Annotated in this window: 14 protein-coding genes; 2 read left to right on the top strand and 12 right to left on the bottom strand. The window is 35.3% G+C overall.

Going from position 1 to position 16,372, the window contains the following annotated elements; genetic code table 11:
- Nucleotides 1-76: 76 nt before the first annotated feature.
- Both NK356_RS06735 and NK356_RS06730 read right to left on the bottom strand, forming a co-directional pair.
- Nucleotides 77-700 carry an FMN-dependent NADH-azoreductase gene (locus tag NK356_RS06735; RefSeq protein WP_253316554.1) on the bottom strand — a complete coding sequence of 208 codons (624 nt, stop codon included), beginning with the start codon at nt 698-700 and terminating at the stop codon, nt 77-79.
- Between the two features lie 59 nt (nt 701-759).
- Nucleotides 760-1,338: a Crp/Fnr family transcriptional regulator gene (locus NK356_RS06730; RefSeq protein WP_253316553.1), complete on the bottom strand. Its 579-nt coding sequence runs from the start codon at nt 1,336-1,338 to the stop codon at nt 760-762.
- A gap of 169 nt (nt 1,339-1,507) precedes the next feature.
- On the opposite strand from NK356_RS06730, the gene NK356_RS06725 reads away from it, so the two are divergent.
- Complete coding sequence (locus NK356_RS06725) at nt 1,508-2,926, top strand: L-serine ammonia-lyase (protein ID WP_034692275.1); 1,419 nt, start codon at nt 1,508-1,510, stop codon at nt 2,924-2,926.
- 107 nt (nt 2,927-3,033) lie between these two features.
- On the opposite strand, the gene NK356_RS06720 is transcribed toward NK356_RS06725, so the two are convergent.
- From NK356_RS06720 to NK356_RS06690, 7 genes are all read right to left on the bottom strand, one after another.
- On the bottom strand, nt 3,034-3,876 hold the full coding sequence (locus NK356_RS06720) for a prephenate dehydrogenase (RefSeq protein WP_253316552.1): 843 nt from the start codon (nt 3,874-3,876) through the stop codon (nt 3,034-3,036).
- Nucleotides 3,877-4,095: 219 nt separating this feature from the next.
- Nucleotides 4,096-4,647: a hypothetical protein gene (locus tag NK356_RS06715; RefSeq protein WP_253316551.1), complete on the bottom strand. Its 552-nt coding sequence runs from the start codon at nt 4,645-4,647 to the stop codon at nt 4,096-4,098.
- Nucleotides 4,648-4,660: 13 nt separating this feature from the next.
- On the bottom strand, nt 4,661-5,797 hold the full coding sequence (locus tag NK356_RS06710; protein WP_253316550.1) for an SH3 domain-containing protein: 1,137 nt from the start codon (nt 5,795-5,797) through the stop codon (nt 4,661-4,663).
- A gap of 153 nt (nt 5,798-5,950) precedes the next feature.
- Nucleotides 5,951-7,102, bottom strand: coding sequence for a hypothetical protein (locus NK356_RS06705; protein ID WP_253316549.1), 1,152 nt, complete (start codon nt 7,100-7,102; stop codon nt 5,951-5,953).
- A 17-nt stretch (nt 7,103-7,119) separates the two neighbouring features.
- The gene (locus NK356_RS06700; protein ID WP_253316548.1) at nt 7,120-9,849 is read right to left on the bottom strand and encodes a hypothetical protein; all 2,730 of its coding nucleotides are present in this window, start codon (nt 9,847-9,849) and stop codon (nt 7,120-7,122) included.
- A gap of 3 nt (nt 9,850-9,852) precedes the next feature.
- A complete protein-coding gene (locus NK356_RS06695) occupies nt 9,853-10,701 on the bottom strand; it encodes a DUF4280 domain-containing protein (RefSeq protein WP_253316547.1) in 849 nt (282 codons plus the stop codon).
- A gap of 4 nt (nt 10,702-10,705) precedes the next feature.
- Complete coding sequence (locus tag NK356_RS06690; RefSeq protein WP_253316546.1) at nt 10,706-11,725, bottom strand: LysM peptidoglycan-binding domain-containing protein; 1,020 nt, start codon at nt 11,723-11,725, stop codon at nt 10,706-10,708.
- 463 nt (nt 11,726-12,188) lie between these two features.
- Between NK356_RS06690 and NK356_RS06685 the strand changes: the two genes are divergently transcribed.
- Nucleotides 12,189-12,836: a hypothetical protein gene (locus NK356_RS06685; RefSeq protein WP_034692283.1), complete on the top strand. Its 648-nt coding sequence runs from the start codon at nt 12,189-12,191 to the stop codon at nt 12,834-12,836.
- Nucleotides 12,837-12,842: 6 nt separating this feature from the next.
- Here NK356_RS06685 and NK356_RS06680 read toward each other — a convergent pair whose 3' ends face one another.
- The 3 genes from NK356_RS06680 to NK356_RS06670 form a co-directional block, all read right to left on the bottom strand.
- Complete coding sequence (locus tag NK356_RS06680) at nt 12,843-13,370, bottom strand: hypothetical protein (RefSeq protein ID WP_367399297.1); 528 nt, start codon at nt 13,368-13,370, stop codon at nt 12,843-12,845.
- A 42-nt stretch (nt 13,371-13,412) separates the two neighbouring features.
- On the bottom strand, nt 13,413-13,904 hold the full coding sequence (locus NK356_RS06675; protein ID WP_034692285.1) for a hypothetical protein: 492 nt from the start codon (nt 13,902-13,904) through the stop codon (nt 13,413-13,415).
- Nucleotides 13,905-14,008: 104 nt separating this feature from the next.
- Nucleotides 14,009-16,288 (bottom strand): cation:proton antiporter, encoded by a 2,280-nt coding sequence (locus NK356_RS06670; RefSeq protein WP_034692287.1) that lies wholly within the window; start codon nt 16,286-16,288, stop codon nt 14,009-14,011.
- Between the last annotated feature and the right edge of the window lie 84 nt (nt 16,289-16,372).

Below are 16,372 nucleotides of genomic sequence, written 5' to 3'. Positions count from 1 at the left end.
ACGTAGTCAATGACAAGTGCCCAATAATTGGGCTTTTGAGATAGCCTGCTGAGTGTTATATTAAATCAAAAATAATTTATTGAATGGATTCAATTGCTTCAAAGATTTTATTTTTAGAATTTTCAAAGACTTCACCTCCGAATTCTTCATTATCCAAGGAATGAATGGTGACATCTTTTACACCCATAATTCCGAAAATATGCTTCAGATAAGTCGTTTGAAAATTGATGTGTCCGTTCTTTTCATTTTCTCCGTATCCGGTATCGCCACGGGTTGAGAGGATAAATAGCTTTTTGTTTTCAAGGAGACCAACGTAATCACCATCCGGAACTCCGGATCTGAATTTCCAGGTTTCATTGATTCGCATGACCTGATCAATATAAGCTTTTAATCCGGACGGAATAGACCAGTTGTACATAGGAGTTCCGATGACATATACATCATGTTCTTTGAGCTCTTTGACGAGTTCATTACTTAGCTGTAAAGGCTTTTGGTTTTCTTCAGTTTTGTCTGAAGATCTTTTGAAAGCTCCTGCAATCCATGATTCATCAATATTAGGAATCGTATCAGTTCCCGCTTCTCTGTAGGTGAACATGTCAAGAGGATATTTCGTTGTCCAGTTTTCAACGAAAAGCTGGGTCAGTTTTCTGCTGTAAGATCTTTCATTTCTTACACTGGCATTAATAATCAGTATTTTCATTTGTTAAGAATTATACCAGCAAAATTCCTGATTATTGAGTTCTGAAAAATTGATCTAGTTCAAGAGGATTTATTTTTTTTCTTAATTCTGCTGATGAATTCCGGAGTTACACCGAGGTAAGAAGCAATCAGATACTGAGGTACTCTGGAGGAAATATCGGGGTAGGTTTCCAGAAAATCATAATACTTCTGTTCTGCTTTGTGCATATGATTGAACACGACTCTTTTTTCCAGCGTTCCGAGATAACTTTCCAGAATGATTCTGAAGTATCTTTCTAAGGATGGAATTTCCTTCAGCATTTTTTGAAAGGACTGATGGCTGATCTGTAGGAGCTTTGTTTTTTCTACGGCCTGAATATTATAAATGGAGGGTTTTTGTTTTGAAAAACTGGCAATATCTGTAGCCCACCAGTGATCAATAGCTAAAAAGAGAATTTCCTCATTTCCGTTGTCTTCATTGATGCAGAAAGCTTTTAAAACACCTGAAATGATATAACTGTCATGGCGGCAGATTTCCCCGTTTCTCAATAGGAAATCACCTTTTTCCAATGTTTTTTCTGTCCAGAAACTTTTACAGGCAGTTATTTCTTCCGGACTTAGTTGGACATGCTGTAAAATGCTTTTAATTAATGTTTCCATTTAAAAAAATGATTAAAAAGAACAATATAATTGGAAATTCGTACAACCAGCTAATCTACAAAAAAACTTGTTTTATAGACTGCCAAAACCAAATAAATCTAAGATTTTGCTATGCATATATTAGGATTTATCATGTATCTTTGTTTTTGAGGAAAATGACGAATCATTTATGGAATCAATATCGGTTTTTGAGATTATTAAAGTAGGAATAGGCCCGTCCAGTTCGCATACGATGGGACCTTGGAATGCAGCAGCTGCATTTATCAGGATTATAAAAAGAGAAAGATCAATAGAAGAAGTTAAAGAGGTTTTTCTTGAATTCTTTGGCTCACTCGCCAAAACGGGGATTGGGCATGGAACTGATATTGCCGGAATGCTTGGGTTGAATGGAGAAGATTTTAAGACGATCAATACTTCAAAAATTGATGAGAAAATAGAATACATCAAAAGTACTCAAACCATTAACCTGGGAGGAGAGAAAATTATTCCATTTGTTTACGGACATCATTTGATTTTAAATATGAAAAAGAGCCTTGATTTTCATCCTAACGGAATGATCTTCAGAGCTGTTTTCGAAGACGGAACAGAACTTGTGCAGGATTTTTATTCTGTAGGAGGAGGTTTCATCGCCAGCCAGGAGAAAAACTCTATTCAAAAGCAGTGTGTACGTACCTTGTACCCTTGTCATAAAGCTTCGGATATTGCAAAATATTGTGAAAAACTGGGACTGAATAAAATGTCGGATCTGATTTTCATGAATGAAGAAAGCTGGAGAACTCAGGAAGAAACCAGACAGGAAGCGCTTTATATCTGGCAACAGATCAAAGAATGTATTTATAAAGGAGTAAACAAAGAAGGAATTCTTCCGGGCGGGCTGAATGTTACCCGAAGAGCAGCAGGAATCAACAGAAAGCTGTTAGGAGACAAAATTTATAAAAATAAAGATGAATGGTTCCAGCAGGTGGTAGACGCTGAAGAGAACTTTACCAATATCAACAAATGGATTGCGTGCTTCGCACTGGCAGTGAATGAAGAGAATGCAAGTTTCGGAAGAATTATTACCGCACCTACCAATGGAGCGAGTGGAGTTATTCCGGCAGTATTGATGTATGCTCAGGCATTTACACCATTTACCAATGAAGATGATATTATAAGATTCTTGCTTGTAGCGGGAGAAATCGGGACCTTATTTAAGAAAAATGCCACTATTTCTGCAGCGATGGGAGGATGTCAGGCGGAAATCGGAGTATCCTCTGCAATGGCAGCGGCCGGACTTACAGAGATTCTGGGTGGAAGTGTAGGGCAGGTACTGATGGCGGCAGAAATTGCCATGGAACATCACCTGGGATTAACATGCGATCCAATTAAAGGATTGGTACAGATCCCATGTATCGAAAGAAATACAATGGGCGCTATGAAGGCGATTACTGCAGCCAATATTGCGTTGGAAAGTGATCCTACCAAAGCAAAAGTAACATTGGATGAAGTGATTCTTACCATGTGGGAAACCGCTCAGTCTATGAGTGACCGTTTTAAAGAAACTTCCGAAGGCGGACTTGCAATTGCCGTTAACGTTCCGGAGTGTTAATAGAAACAACATTGTTTTAAAAATAAAACCCTTAGCCGTAATGTCTAAGGGTTTCTTAATAAAATAAAAGTAAAAACCATTGGGCTTTTAGTATCGTGTGGAATTACTTACCTTAAAATTCCTCTTATTCTGTTGGCATTGGTGATCAGTTCTTCAAGGTATTCATAATTCTCTTTTTCAAGGGCAGATTTGAATTTTCTGAGCTGGGAAATATGTTCGTTCAGCACATCCAGCACATTTTCTTTGTTTTGTTTAAAAATAGGAACCCACATTTCAGGATGCGACTTGGCAAGACGTACCGTACTTGAAAAACCGGAGCTCGCAAGCTGAAAAATAGTCTCTTCCTCACGTTCTTTTTCCAGTACCGTATTGGCAAGGGCATAAGACGTAATGTGTGAAATATGGGAAATATAAGCAGTATGAACGTCGTGATCTTGTGCATCCATGTAAATCATGTGCATATCAAGGGCATTAACCACTTGTTCAACAATGTTCAACGCATCTTCTGCAGATTCTTCTTTGTTGCAAATGACACCAGCTTTTCCGGAGAAACTTTCTGCAATAGCGGATTTCGGACCGTTATTTTCTGTTCCCCACATCGGGTGGAACGCTACAAATCTTGAACGTTTCGGATGGTCTTTTACAGCATTTACGATGCCTGCTTTTGTAGAACCGGCATCCATTACAGTCTGCTGGTCAGTTACTAAGTCAAGAACAGTAGGCAATAGCTTTCTGGCAGCATCTACGGGAATAGCAAGGATAATCAGATCCGAATTTTTAATTCCATGCTCAAGATCTACTCCGGCATCAATGATCTTAAGATCTAATGCATCACTGATATGCTGTGTATTGTTATCGATTCCGTAGATGAAGCTGGCGATGTTTTTCTCCCTTAATTTCAAGGCCATCGAACCACCGATTAATCCTACTCCAATAATACTTATTTTCATCTTTCTAACTTTTTTAAAATAAAAAAACCTCGTCCCTAGGACGAGGTTTTAAATTATATTCATAAGAATCCCTATCCCAGAGCTGAGGTAAAAATTCTATAATAATATGTTCCGTTGTTAAAATTCACGTAGCAAAGGTAAAAATATTTTTCAAATGAAACGAAATTTCTTTTCTAAATTATATATAGATGGGGTGAATTGGTTTTGTTAAAGAACTAACTATTTATTTTTAGAAGTTTGAAATTTCTTAATAAGACTGGTTTCAAAAGCTAAAATATCTTCTGGAATCTTTGAAGTTTCTATTTCTCCTATTTGTTTCCATTTTCTGTCTTCATATAAATAGAAAGTTGTTTTTGCATTTTGTTTTGGTTCAAATTCTCCATCTTGTCCTCCTGTATAAGTAATGAATTTATTTGGTAGATATGAGGCAACTACATAGTAATCATTTTCTTTAATAAGATTCTTTATAGCATTTGAGTTTTGGGCCTCATTTTCGGGATTGGAAGATTTTGAAAAATAACCTTTTGAATTATTAGGGCTCCAAAAATATTGAGTTTCATACTTTTTTCCTATAAAATCCACACTAAAAACACCCATTTTTTTATCTGAATAGGTATATGTTGGGTATGGATTGGAGATGTCTGGAATGAAGAAACCAGTTGCTTGGTATTTTACATCCAGAAAATTTATGTAATCATCTTTCTTTTTTTGACCTTTGTAGAAGCAAAGGAAAAATATAATAAATAATAAAGTTGAAAAGTTTTTCATCATTTGATTAAGTTATTTATTGAGATTTTATCCTGCTTTTATGAACATATCCTTTTTTACCTTCTTTAGATACTACCAACCACCAATCTCCGTTTTGATCTAAAACTTCAACTTTTTCACCTGTGTTGATCTTTTGTAGGATTTGAGAAGAAGAGTTTTTCTCCTTCCTTAAATTAGTATAACCGTCAGAATCTTGAATGATAAAATTGGTATTACTTTCTTTTTGGTAAATATATTTCACATAGTCTTTTAAAGTAGGTAAATCATAAAATTTGTTTTTTTCCAGATTTGATTTATATGTTGGATTTTTATTTAAATAGCTTTCAATATCACCTTGTATTCCAACTCTTAATTCTCTCTCAAATAAATAAGATATTATTTTTTCAGGTTCAAAATATTCTTTTGGAGATGATGATATTTTACTTATAATATCACCTATTCTTAAATAACCATTACCCTCTTTAGCATAAGAAAAGTCTTCAACTTTACCTTTGTAAATAATGGTTTCTATGTCGTCAAATATTTGTTTTTTCAATTTTTTATAGCCGCCGGAATCTATAAAAATTAACTGCTCCATATCGGAAAGGCTATTAAAATCAAATTTTTTAAACACTGATTCTACAAGTTTTTTATCCTTATTATATCCGTAGTAAACAACTAAATCGTATAATAGATTTGAATTATTTGCTTGCAACCAAACATAAGATATAGGAGTATTATAAAATACGTAAGAATTAAAGCGGTATAATAAGTCAGGATTTATAAATTCTGGTTCGTCAGCACCGGCATCCTGAACGAAAATAAATTTATTTTCTTTAATAGCTACCTCTGGAAACATTGCCGGACGTAAAGCAATTATGGAATTTTTATAATCTTTCAAATTGAAAGAAAATACATCCAAAATTTTTTGATTAAAGGTATTTTCATCAAGAAATTGAAATTTTCTTTGCTCTAATACTTTTTTCGCTTTATTGATGAATTCAGGAGACAGGTCATCATAGTTTGATTTTGTGCCGTCTCCTTCATCTGTAATGTTATAAGGTGCTGTTTTTAAAGAGTTTATTTCTTTGATATTCTGCAAGTGAAGTTTACTTTCTTGTCCGGTGCAAGAAAATAGAGATGAATACATAAGAACTAAAGAAATGTTTTTCATTATTTGTGTTTGTTTTAGAGTTCAGCAGTAGATTGCAGAAGTTCTCTTTCTTTCTGTTCACATGAGTATGATAGAAATATGAGTGATAGCAAAATAAAAATGTTTTTTATCAAGATGTATATTTTTATGAACTAGCTTATATTCATTGGCGATTTATTGATAATCATCATCCTGGGGAGAAGTTGTACTCTCGTTTTGTAGATCTCCCCCTTCAATATATTTTTTTAAATATGGATAACCAAAATAATTGTGTTTTTTTAAAATTTCCAGTATTTCGGGGTGATTCATTGTGTTTTTATTTTGAAGGTAGAATAGTGTCGTAGCTTGCGAGTTCCAAGAATCTGTGCTTAAACCTTTATATTGATTGAATGCGGGGATTTCTATATTGGATATATTTGCCACAATCTCAGCTTTCTCGTCTGGTGAGAATCGAGATTTTATACTGTCGTTATAAAGTATATCAATCACATAATTTGATAAAGCAGAGATATATTTATCATTATTTTTAGTTGTGTTTTTTTCTATATACTTAAGTACATTTTTTCTAATACTTAGTTTTCCCTCACAATTTTTTACAAATAAAATATTTCCTATTTTTTGAGAGGCTTCTGGCGTTTCTTTGGAATATTCTTGAAATAGGTCATTTAGAATTACTTCATTTATTTTTTCTTCTTTATCAAAGCCAAAATTTACAAGTAATATTTTTAAAAAATCCTTGTCATTAGCTAATAACCAAGCTAAGTCTCCTTTACTGTTGTTAAATAAATATTTGTTTCTAGCAATAATGTTTTGATTTAAATTTACTTTCAAATTATTATTTTTTAACTCCACAATATCATTTAAAAGAGGCAGATCTGTTAAAATTTTAAAATTGGGATAAACATATATATGATCATAAGTGTAATCAAATTCTGTTTGTTTAACATTTTGTTCCTGTGATGAATTGACAAAATAAGTAGTAAAATTTTGATGTTCCTTTACTGAGGTACATGAACAATCTTCCTGTGTTTCAAAAATATCTTTAATTTGCTTTGAAAAAGAGCTGTTTTCAGGTACTTGATAACCATTTTCTTTCAATCCTTGTAAGGTTAACTCTCCGCCTAATTCTAAATCTTTATCTGTTAGCTTATACTGATTTAATGTATTTGTGTCATTTTCAGAAAGCTCAATTTTTTCTTGAAGCTTCATATGTTTTTTTATTAAATCTATATCATTATTTATATTTTCGACTGTTGTATTTTTCTCTTTATTTTGACAGCAAATAAGACTTGTTGCTGAAAAGAAAATGATTACAAATTTTTTCATGTTTTATTATTACTAAATTATCTATATCCTATATGAAAATGATCTTGATGAACACCAGTAGCTTTGCCAGTTGTGTTCTTTATTCCCTTTTTATATGCGTAGTTCTTTATAAATTTCCATTTGACAGCTACATCTAATATATTTTCTAAATCTTTAATGAATGCTTCTTCATTTTTATATGTTTTCATAGCATCCTTCCAAAGTGTTTGTGCACCATTTGTACTTCCCGGATATCTTATATCAACATCATTTCCTGCTATATTGTGTCCCGCATGCCCAATATTTCTTCCATCGTTAGCCGAAATATCATTAAAATATAATGCTTTTGAATACTTATTTAATGGTAAAGAGTAAAAGAAGCCTAATAATGCAGCACAGACTTTTTCATTTACCCAGTTATCTCCACCTTTATCTCTTGTTCCAAACCTTCCCCAATTAGGTCCTGTTTCAGGAAAAGGTAAAAGATTGTGACTATTTTTTTTGATATTATAAGTTTTGATTTTTTGCCCTGATTGATAAATGTTATATTCATAATCCATGCTATCGGGTTTTGTGGTTATTTTTTTAACTTCAAAAGTATCTACATTAATTTCATATTGATTTTTATCTCCTTTTTCTGTGTCATTATCTTTCTTTCCATATATACATTCGTTTACTCTAAATAAAATAGATGTTATTTCATCGAATGATTTTTTCTTTCCCTTCCAATCTACATCTGTTCCAATTAATTTTGAAATTAAATTTACATTTTTTTCTCCATTAGCTTTTTTTTGAATAGTTCTTTCATCTGCAACCCAGTATCCCATACAAGCTAGCATTGCAACTTCTGCATTTGTGCCTACTTTATTAGCGCCTTCATCAGATATAATTTCAATATTAGCATATTTTTCAGTGTATTTACTAGCTGCTGTATAATTATTTCTACCTGTTAGTTGAATGAATCCCCTTCCTCGATATCTCCAACCATCTCCATCTTTTGTATTTCCTAATTTTGCTTTAACTGGGCGGTTCTTATCATCATATACTAAATTTGCTATCATCTCCTGATTAGCTTTTTGTATGCCGTTATCATTCGCTTTATTTAAATCTTTTCGACCATATTTATTCGCATCTTCTTTATGAGTGTCAAAATATGAGAAAGGCCGACTTTTAAATTCTCCATCAAGATAATAACCACCTATTTTTTCTATTGGATCTCCTTTAACCCAATTTTTACCTTTATATTTGTCGCCTTCAATTAATCTCTTAACAGAATAATTTAGCCCTTCATCTTTAATATGTAAAGATGTTCCTGCTTCTATTCTGGTTTGCGCAAAAAAATGAGCTTTATTCCAACATGTATTCATTTGAAATTTTGACATATATTTATTATATGCTTCCATGACTGATTTAAGTTTAGTTTCATCCTTACAGTCAGGGAATATTTTTTTCATTTGATCTAAAGTAATATCTTTATCACAATTCGGACATTTTCCGGTTTCCGGTTTCGGATCTTGTGTCTTCTGCACCCCCGCCGCACTCTTCACCTTTTCCACTTCCATCAGCCCTTCCGAATTTACCCCAAATTTCTGAGATTCCGCAGAAAGATTTTTGGAGATAATTTCAATGAAATAATTTTGTTTATCGGAATCCGGATCACCGATACGGGAGTCTATTCCTTTTCCAAAAATATCTTTAGTAATAATAAATCCTGAAGTATCACAAACATCGGCAGGAATTTTAATGTTTCCGCTTCTGTATACTTCATCATTGGAAGTGGTATCATATTCCCAGACTACATATTGGATGTGTTTTCCTACCATGTTTTTGGAATGAATTCTGACCCTTACTTTATCTCCTACCGCTACTTTGGAAAGTTCATTTCCTTTATCATCTATGAAAACAGCTTCTATAATATTGCCTTTGGGATCCGGCTGTTTGGGACCACCTCCTTGTCCGGCCGGGAATTTTGGAGTGTGTTTCTCAGGTTGCGGCTTAGGTTTAGGCTGTGGCTTAGGCTGGTTTTGAGGTTGTCCCTTATAGTCCGGATTGGCTACATCTACATTTACCTGGCTGGCTCCCTGAATTTGGCCTGAGTAAGTAGCCGTAACATAATACTCATGATTGGCACCTTCACTTTTATCACCTCGCATCAGAAACTGATTGGCCATCTGACGAAGGATTTTTTCATCAGACATCAAAGGTATTTGTACTTCTGCAATCCCTTTTTCATTGACGCGAGCTTTATAGCTGCGGGTATGACGGTTGTTTTTATTGATAACAGGATCATGGCCTTTTCCCGGAGCATCATCTTCCCAAAGATGGAATTCAATCTCTTTATTAAACATGGCGATGCAATGAGCCTGAGCAATAAGAGTATCACGATAACTGGCTTTATTAACGTTTGTTCCTCCTCTGTTGAAGAGCACTACTTTGTCTATTTTCGGGACTTTGTTACTGGTAGGGATAATGGTAAGGCTGCCAGCCAGTTCTTTGGTAGCAGGAAGTCCCGGTAAAATTCCTTTTTTAGTTTCATAGACTTTCATTTGAAACTCTATTCCCAGCGCTATTTCTCCAAATTTGAAGGTTACTTTTTCGCCCTTTTTAGGCTGGCTGGTAATGTCTTTCCAGCTTCCGTTCTTTTGTTTCTTATAAAGATACCATTCATAATCACCTTTCAATCCGAAGGAGAGGATGGAAGGTTTTACTTCGTAGGAGCAGGTGGTTCCTACCAGAGGATTCTGATTCCCGATAATATTTCCTGTCATGGCTTAGCTGTAATAAAGTTCGTCTGTCCCTTTTGTATCTTCCTTGAATTCATCAAAATCCACAACGGGATTATAAGCCTGCTGTTCCTGTGTATTTGCTTTTGCAACATGGCTTTTGCCTGCCTCACTTTGCTGTCCGTGCTTTAGAATGGTGATTTTTCCTCCTGTGCTGCACATCAGTTCTGAGATTTCTGTAAGACAGCTTTTTCCCAGGACTTTTACTTTTTCATACGTTTTCTGCCATTTTCCGGCAGGAGCGTAAGCACACGGAAGATATCCTCCGGAGGTAGGCTTCAGTTTACACTGCCCGAATGGTTGTGCAGCAGGATCAAACTGAAGATCATCTTCCGTTACAGCGAGATAGTCTGCCTGTCCTTCCTCATCATTCCAATAGTGTTTCTGGTGGCTGGTTACTTTAAATTTTGGAAATTTAAATCCCTGATTGCATTGCACTGTCCCTTTCTGCACGATGAAATATTTTCCTTCGTGAGGACTGGAACCACTGTCTTCTTTATCTTTTTTTTCCTCTTTGTCCCTTTGTTGTCCGTTTTTTTCAGATGATTGTTCTCCACCTTCGGGTTGCTCTTCTGGAGCGTTTTCTTCACTTTCGGATACATTCTCTGCCGATTCCTGCTGTGAAGAAGTGGAGGTATTTTGAGGTTCTGTCTCTTCAGCCATAAGCTGAGGATCTTCCGGAATTAAAATTGTTTTTCCTGGAACAGCTTCCTGCATAACATCTTCCTGTGAGCAGTGAAGATTATGGTACGTTTTTAAAATACCCTCATTTTTCAGCTTAAACTGCCGAGCCAGCGAACCAAACGTATCGCCTTTCTGTGTGACATAATTTTTCATATTATCATTGTGTTATATTGATGTGATGCTGGTGAATAAATTCTTCTTCATGACTGAGTAAAACCGAAGCTTTCACCTGAAGTAGATTCTTATTTTTGATTTGTGTGGTGTATTCTAATAAAATGTTTCCGGATGCTGGTTCAGACGTTGATTCCTGAAGTTTAATACCTCGCATGATTTCCTGCGAAGTACATAATTGAGTGATTTTACCGGTTAAAATGGTCAAAACAGAGTTGTCATCTTCATTTTTCTGTTCGATATTGAGTTCACATTGTACAGAAAAAGAGTTTTGTATTAAGTAGAAAGATTCTTTCCACCTTGTCTTCTTCTGAAACCAATCTATCTTTGGAAATAGGGTCTGAAATAGGAGCGTACTCTGAAACTGCTGTAATAAAAACATTTCATCATTGATACTTCTTTCAAACGTATTCAGATAATTTTGAAAAATTTCACCTACATAAAACTCCTCAAGTTCTTTACGTTGTTCGGAAAAAGTCTCTATCATTTCCTTATGGTCTGCAAATCCGGTAATTTTGCCTTGTTCATTGATCACAAATTCAAGAGGCATAATGCTTTGCATACATGCAATGGAAAGACTACTTACCTTATCATCAGGAGTATTTCCGTTGGATTTAAAATCACTTTGAAGATAATTCAGGATATGCCGACCTGTATTTTTGTCTTTGCGGAGATTAAGCTCAATGGTGTAACTGATGTTAACTGAAGGTTCATACGGCGTTTCAAAAGTTTCGTTTACTGTATATCTTTTAGCCCAAAAAGAATCAGACCACTGAGAAGGAAAAGTATTTTTTCTTTCTTGCTCTTTTTCTGCTTTGGTTTTAAAATTTGTAGGAACAAAGATCTTTTTAACATCATTAAGGCTTTCAAACCAAACCTTATCCATCTTTTGGCAATGGGAATTATGAAACAACTTCAGCTCCTCGCTGGTCATGCCCAGCCGGGAAGCGATAGAGGTCAACGTGTCTCCATTCCGTACTTGATATTGTAAGAAATCAATTTCCATCCAAAGTGAATTATCTGATAAAGCTATTAAAAAACTCTATTGGAAATTATTTTTTTGGATTAAATTTTAAAAATTGTAGTAGAATTACGACATGAGATTGATGGTGTATTGAAAACCACCCCGTCAAAAATTCTTTGAATTTTCGCCACCCCTCCAGAGGATGGGAATGTTCCGTCTGCAGTTGTGAGATAGGAGCAGGATTTAATTTCTGTTGATGCTTTCTTGTTGGTTTAAGGTGGCTGGATTTCTACGGAATGACAAACAGTATGGGTAAGACAATCATTCCAATTATGTCATTCCATAGGAATCTAAGCTACTATATTTTAAAACTTATATACCTTTTAAAAACAGTTAGTAGTAACTTAAAACAAGCCAACAAAGAAACTTTTGTGACTTTTGTGGTTTCATGATATACAATACAACCAAAAGTTATTATTAATTTTAAAGCTATAAAAAAGCCAATATGAAGAATAGATTCTTATACGGAGTTTTCATAATATTGATCAGTTGGGGTTCTGTATATGCTCAGAAGTCCGGCGATCCAGCGTCTGTTTTTTTCACCACTAAAGCACAGGATACTGTAAAGACTGGGGAAACATTTAACGAGAAAGATACTACGGGCAGCAAGGGTTTAAAAAATAGGATAAAACCTATTCAGGCTAATTTTAAAAGTATCAATTCCATAACAAAATGGACCTCTGTTAAAAAGAAGGATATTGAAGGAGAATCAGCAGAAGGCGGGGAGGCCACATTTTATTATACCGATAAAGGGCTGGAAAAAGTTATTGCCAGACATTATGGAGAAATGGGACAAATGCTGATCGAATATTATCTTATGAACGGGCAGCTATCTTTTGTTTTCGAGAAAGAGTACAGGTATAATCGTCCGCTTTTCTACGATACTAAAGCAATGAAAGAGAATAATGATACGGAAGCCTTTGATTTCAATAAATCCGAGGTTATTACAACCAGGAATTATTTTGAAAATGGAAATATCATTATGATCAGTAATACTACAGGGCGTGGATTTAATATCGGTGCTGATTATCCGTCTGAACAGGAAAAAAGCTTAACAGAGAGTTTCAAAAAGCTCCTGAAACTGGCAGAATAATATCTGTTATTTCTGTTGATCAGCTTTGATAATATTAAGCCTTTCTTCTACTTCATTAATCCTTTTAAGCCAATAATTGATTCCTTCCTGATTGCTCACTGTTTCCTTAAAAGCATTTCGGTTGACTGTCCATAAATGACCTCTGTTTTTTTGATAATCCAATTCGCGTTCTTTTTTATTTTCAGGTTCTATGCGGTATCTCCAGAATACTAACGCGTGCATATATTCTGAGCGGATTTTTTCAAGATAATGAATAATAGCTTTTCGATCCTGAGGAATATATCCGGGACCGGAACATCCACATGAATGGAAAGTGATTCCAACTGTATACAAATCACGGATATGAGCCCATTGTTTATCGTCATTTTTTGCCGGCGATTTAAAGTCAAGTCCCATATTGGCCATCAGACTTCCACATTCCGGGCACTTGGCTTCCACAGAGACCTGAGCATCCCGATCCACATCTTTCAGATGGCGGCGTTTGAAAGTTTTCTGGCAGTTGAAACAGGCATAATGACCTTTGTAAACCATCATGGAGTATCGGCACATAGTATTATCTTATTCTTTGGTTATAAGTTATTTTTTATTTGTTTTTTCCTCTTCATTAAAGCTGATTCCCATAAAGCTGCTGGCACTTCTCGGATCGTAGACCGACCATATATTTCCCCAGGGAAATTTGAAGGTACAGCTTGGGTAAGGTGTTTTCTTTTTTTGGGTGGGTGGAATTCCAAGAACCTTGGTCAGAAAAGAGTTATTCCGGTAGAAAACGTTCATTTCTTTTTCTTCTGTCCAATCATTCCAGTCTTTTGCATCCGTCTTTTCCCAGGTATTCATATGGATACTATCCAGCTGATCTCCGAAAAAGCATATACTGAAAGATACCTGGTAGCCTGCTATTTCTATACTCTTAAAATAATACCAATAATATCCGGTTTTTACATCCCAGAGCGTATGATATTTTTCTTTATAAAAATCAGACTGTTTCAGCTGATCAAGACTCATTCCTTTATAAAGCTCAGTCGTAAAGGCTTTCAGCTCTATAACTCCCTTTTCACTGTTAATCAGCATGTCCCAAAAAATTGAAGCTATAAATATACCCGTTTTTTCTTTACAGACAACGAATAATATTTACAGCTTCAATAGAAATAGAAATATCGGTGTGTTATTTTATGCTATGGATTTGATATTATTAATGTTGATGGAATATCAGACAGCCAAAGACTCTTTGTATCAATCAGATTTTTCCAGCTTTTGCTGCTGATCAGCATCAGATCCTGAGAATTCAGAAAATCTTTCTCAATCTTTTTCTCATTGTACAAGGTGATATGATTAGGAGCTACCTGCTCAATGCTTCTGATCAGTTCTTTCACTTCAATATTGTTTCTGATCTGTCCTGCAGCATCCAGAATAATAATCTGAGAATTATTGTTATTGATCAGCCTTTTAGCATATTCAAGAAGGTAAAAATCACTCAGATTAAAGATCGGAACAAACACTTTGTCTGCAGCTTTAAAGCCTTTTTCCACCAAAACTCCCACAGGAATATTGGTTTTGTCCAGAATCTGAAGGGTAAAGTCGTCAAAAGGAGAATTGTTGAATATGTTTCCTTTCCCTTTTACGGTATTCAGAAGTTTTTCAGGATTAATGATTTTGGTTGTAAAACCCAATAAACGGCCTAACAGACTTCCTTCATACATTGATTTTCCAAGCATGATGAGCAGGATGTCATAATGTCCTTTATTGGTAATACTGGTAAGATCACTTTCAATATCGGTAGAGGCTTTGAAGAGGGTAGTCACTTCCAGATTAAGGTCATGAGAAGTTTCAATTACATTCTGAAATTGTGAGTCTTCATACTCGTTGATATCATAGGCGTGCATCTCATCTACCGGAGCAATATTCATGGCAGTGATGCTTTTATTGCCGTTCATTTTATGGGTAAAGTTGTGTGCAAGTTTCAACAAGGTGCTTCCGGATTCCGGTTTATCAAAAGAAAGGAGAACACGGTACTTGGAATCGTTTTCATGAGTCGGTTCTTCCTGATTTTTTTTGGATTTAAAAATAAAATTAATGAAGTCTAACGCAGGGCCTGTCATGAAAGTGGTGAAAAGTGCCATAATCACAAGCATTGCAAAAATTTCAGGACTTAAAACTCCAAGATCATATCCGATGTTCAGAACAATAAGTTCCATAAGACCTCTGGTGTTCATCAGAGCCCCGATGGTTAAGCTTTCTTTCCAGTTAATGCCTACAAATCGTGCTGTCAATGCACTTCCTGCAAATTTTCCGAGAACAGCGGTTAGAATAATAAATCCGGCGGTCATCCAAAGATGGCTGTCATTTAGTAGTCCGATTTGGGTACGAAGTCCTGTAAATACAAAGAATAACGGAAGTAAAAGTACCAAAGCCACATCTTCTACTTTATCAATGAAAAGCGTACGGAATTTTGTATTCTCAGGCATAATGGCACCCGCCATAAAAGCTCCGAATAAAGCATGAATACCGATTACTTCAGTAGCATATGCAGACAAAATAAGTGTCAGAAAGAAAATAGCGACCATAGGTTTACTGATCGTATTTTTTCCTGCCTGAAGATCTCCGATTCTTTTCAGGAATGGTCTGACAATTTTAATCATTAAAAATACGTAGGCGATTGCCATGATGATCACATAGATGGAACTTGTGAAAGAACCTGCTTTTACAATAGCAATTACGGCCGCAAGAATACACCATGCCGTAATATCATCGGCTGCAGCACAGGTAATCACAATGGTTCCCAGTTTGGTTTTCTGAAGATTTCTCTCCTGTACAATTCTCGCCAGTACCGGAAATGCCGTAATACTCATAGAAATGGCTATGAATAAAGCAAAAGAAGTAAACTGAATACCATCCGGTGCAAATTCCTGATATACAAAATAGGAAAGCCCAATTCCTAAAGCAAAAGGAATAATAATACTTGCATGGCTGATCACCACGGCATCATGAGCTTTTTTTCTTAATACACTCAGATCCAGCTCCATCCCCACGATATACATGAAAAGGATAAGACCTATCTGGCTCAGAAACTGAAGGTTGCCTAATGATTCTTTTGGGAAAAGAAAAGCGGAAAACTCAGGGAAGTACATTCCTACTAATGATGGTCCCAGCACAATACCTGCAATCATTTCTCCGATTACCGTAGGTTGTTTTATTTTCATACAAATCCACCCGAAAAGTCTTGCCGTCATAATGATGGTGACAATCTGGGCCAATAATAAGGCAAGCGGATGGTGAAGATTGGTTTTAAAGGATTCCAGGAAATTTTCCCAGGTAGAGCCGCTGCTGGTATTGGCAACGATATTTTCTTTTACTTCCAGCGTTTGCCCTTCGATGATAAAATAATACATCAGAGCGGAAAAGACTGCGATGGTCGTAATGTAGAAAATTAAATTTTTGTATTTCCCCAAATTCATGATTCCAATATTTTATGCAAAGTTGAAAAGAATATAGTTATGTTAAATACTCTTTTTTTTTAAATGTAATGAATGTTCTAAAAA

The organism is Chryseobacterium sp. S0630, from assembly GCF_024158915.1.
Classification (GTDB): Bacteria; Bacteroidota; Bacteroidia; order Flavobacteriales; family Weeksellaceae; genus Chryseobacterium.
Note: the sequence above shows the minus strand (reverse complement) of the source record. Positions and strands in the feature narration are given on the sequence as shown.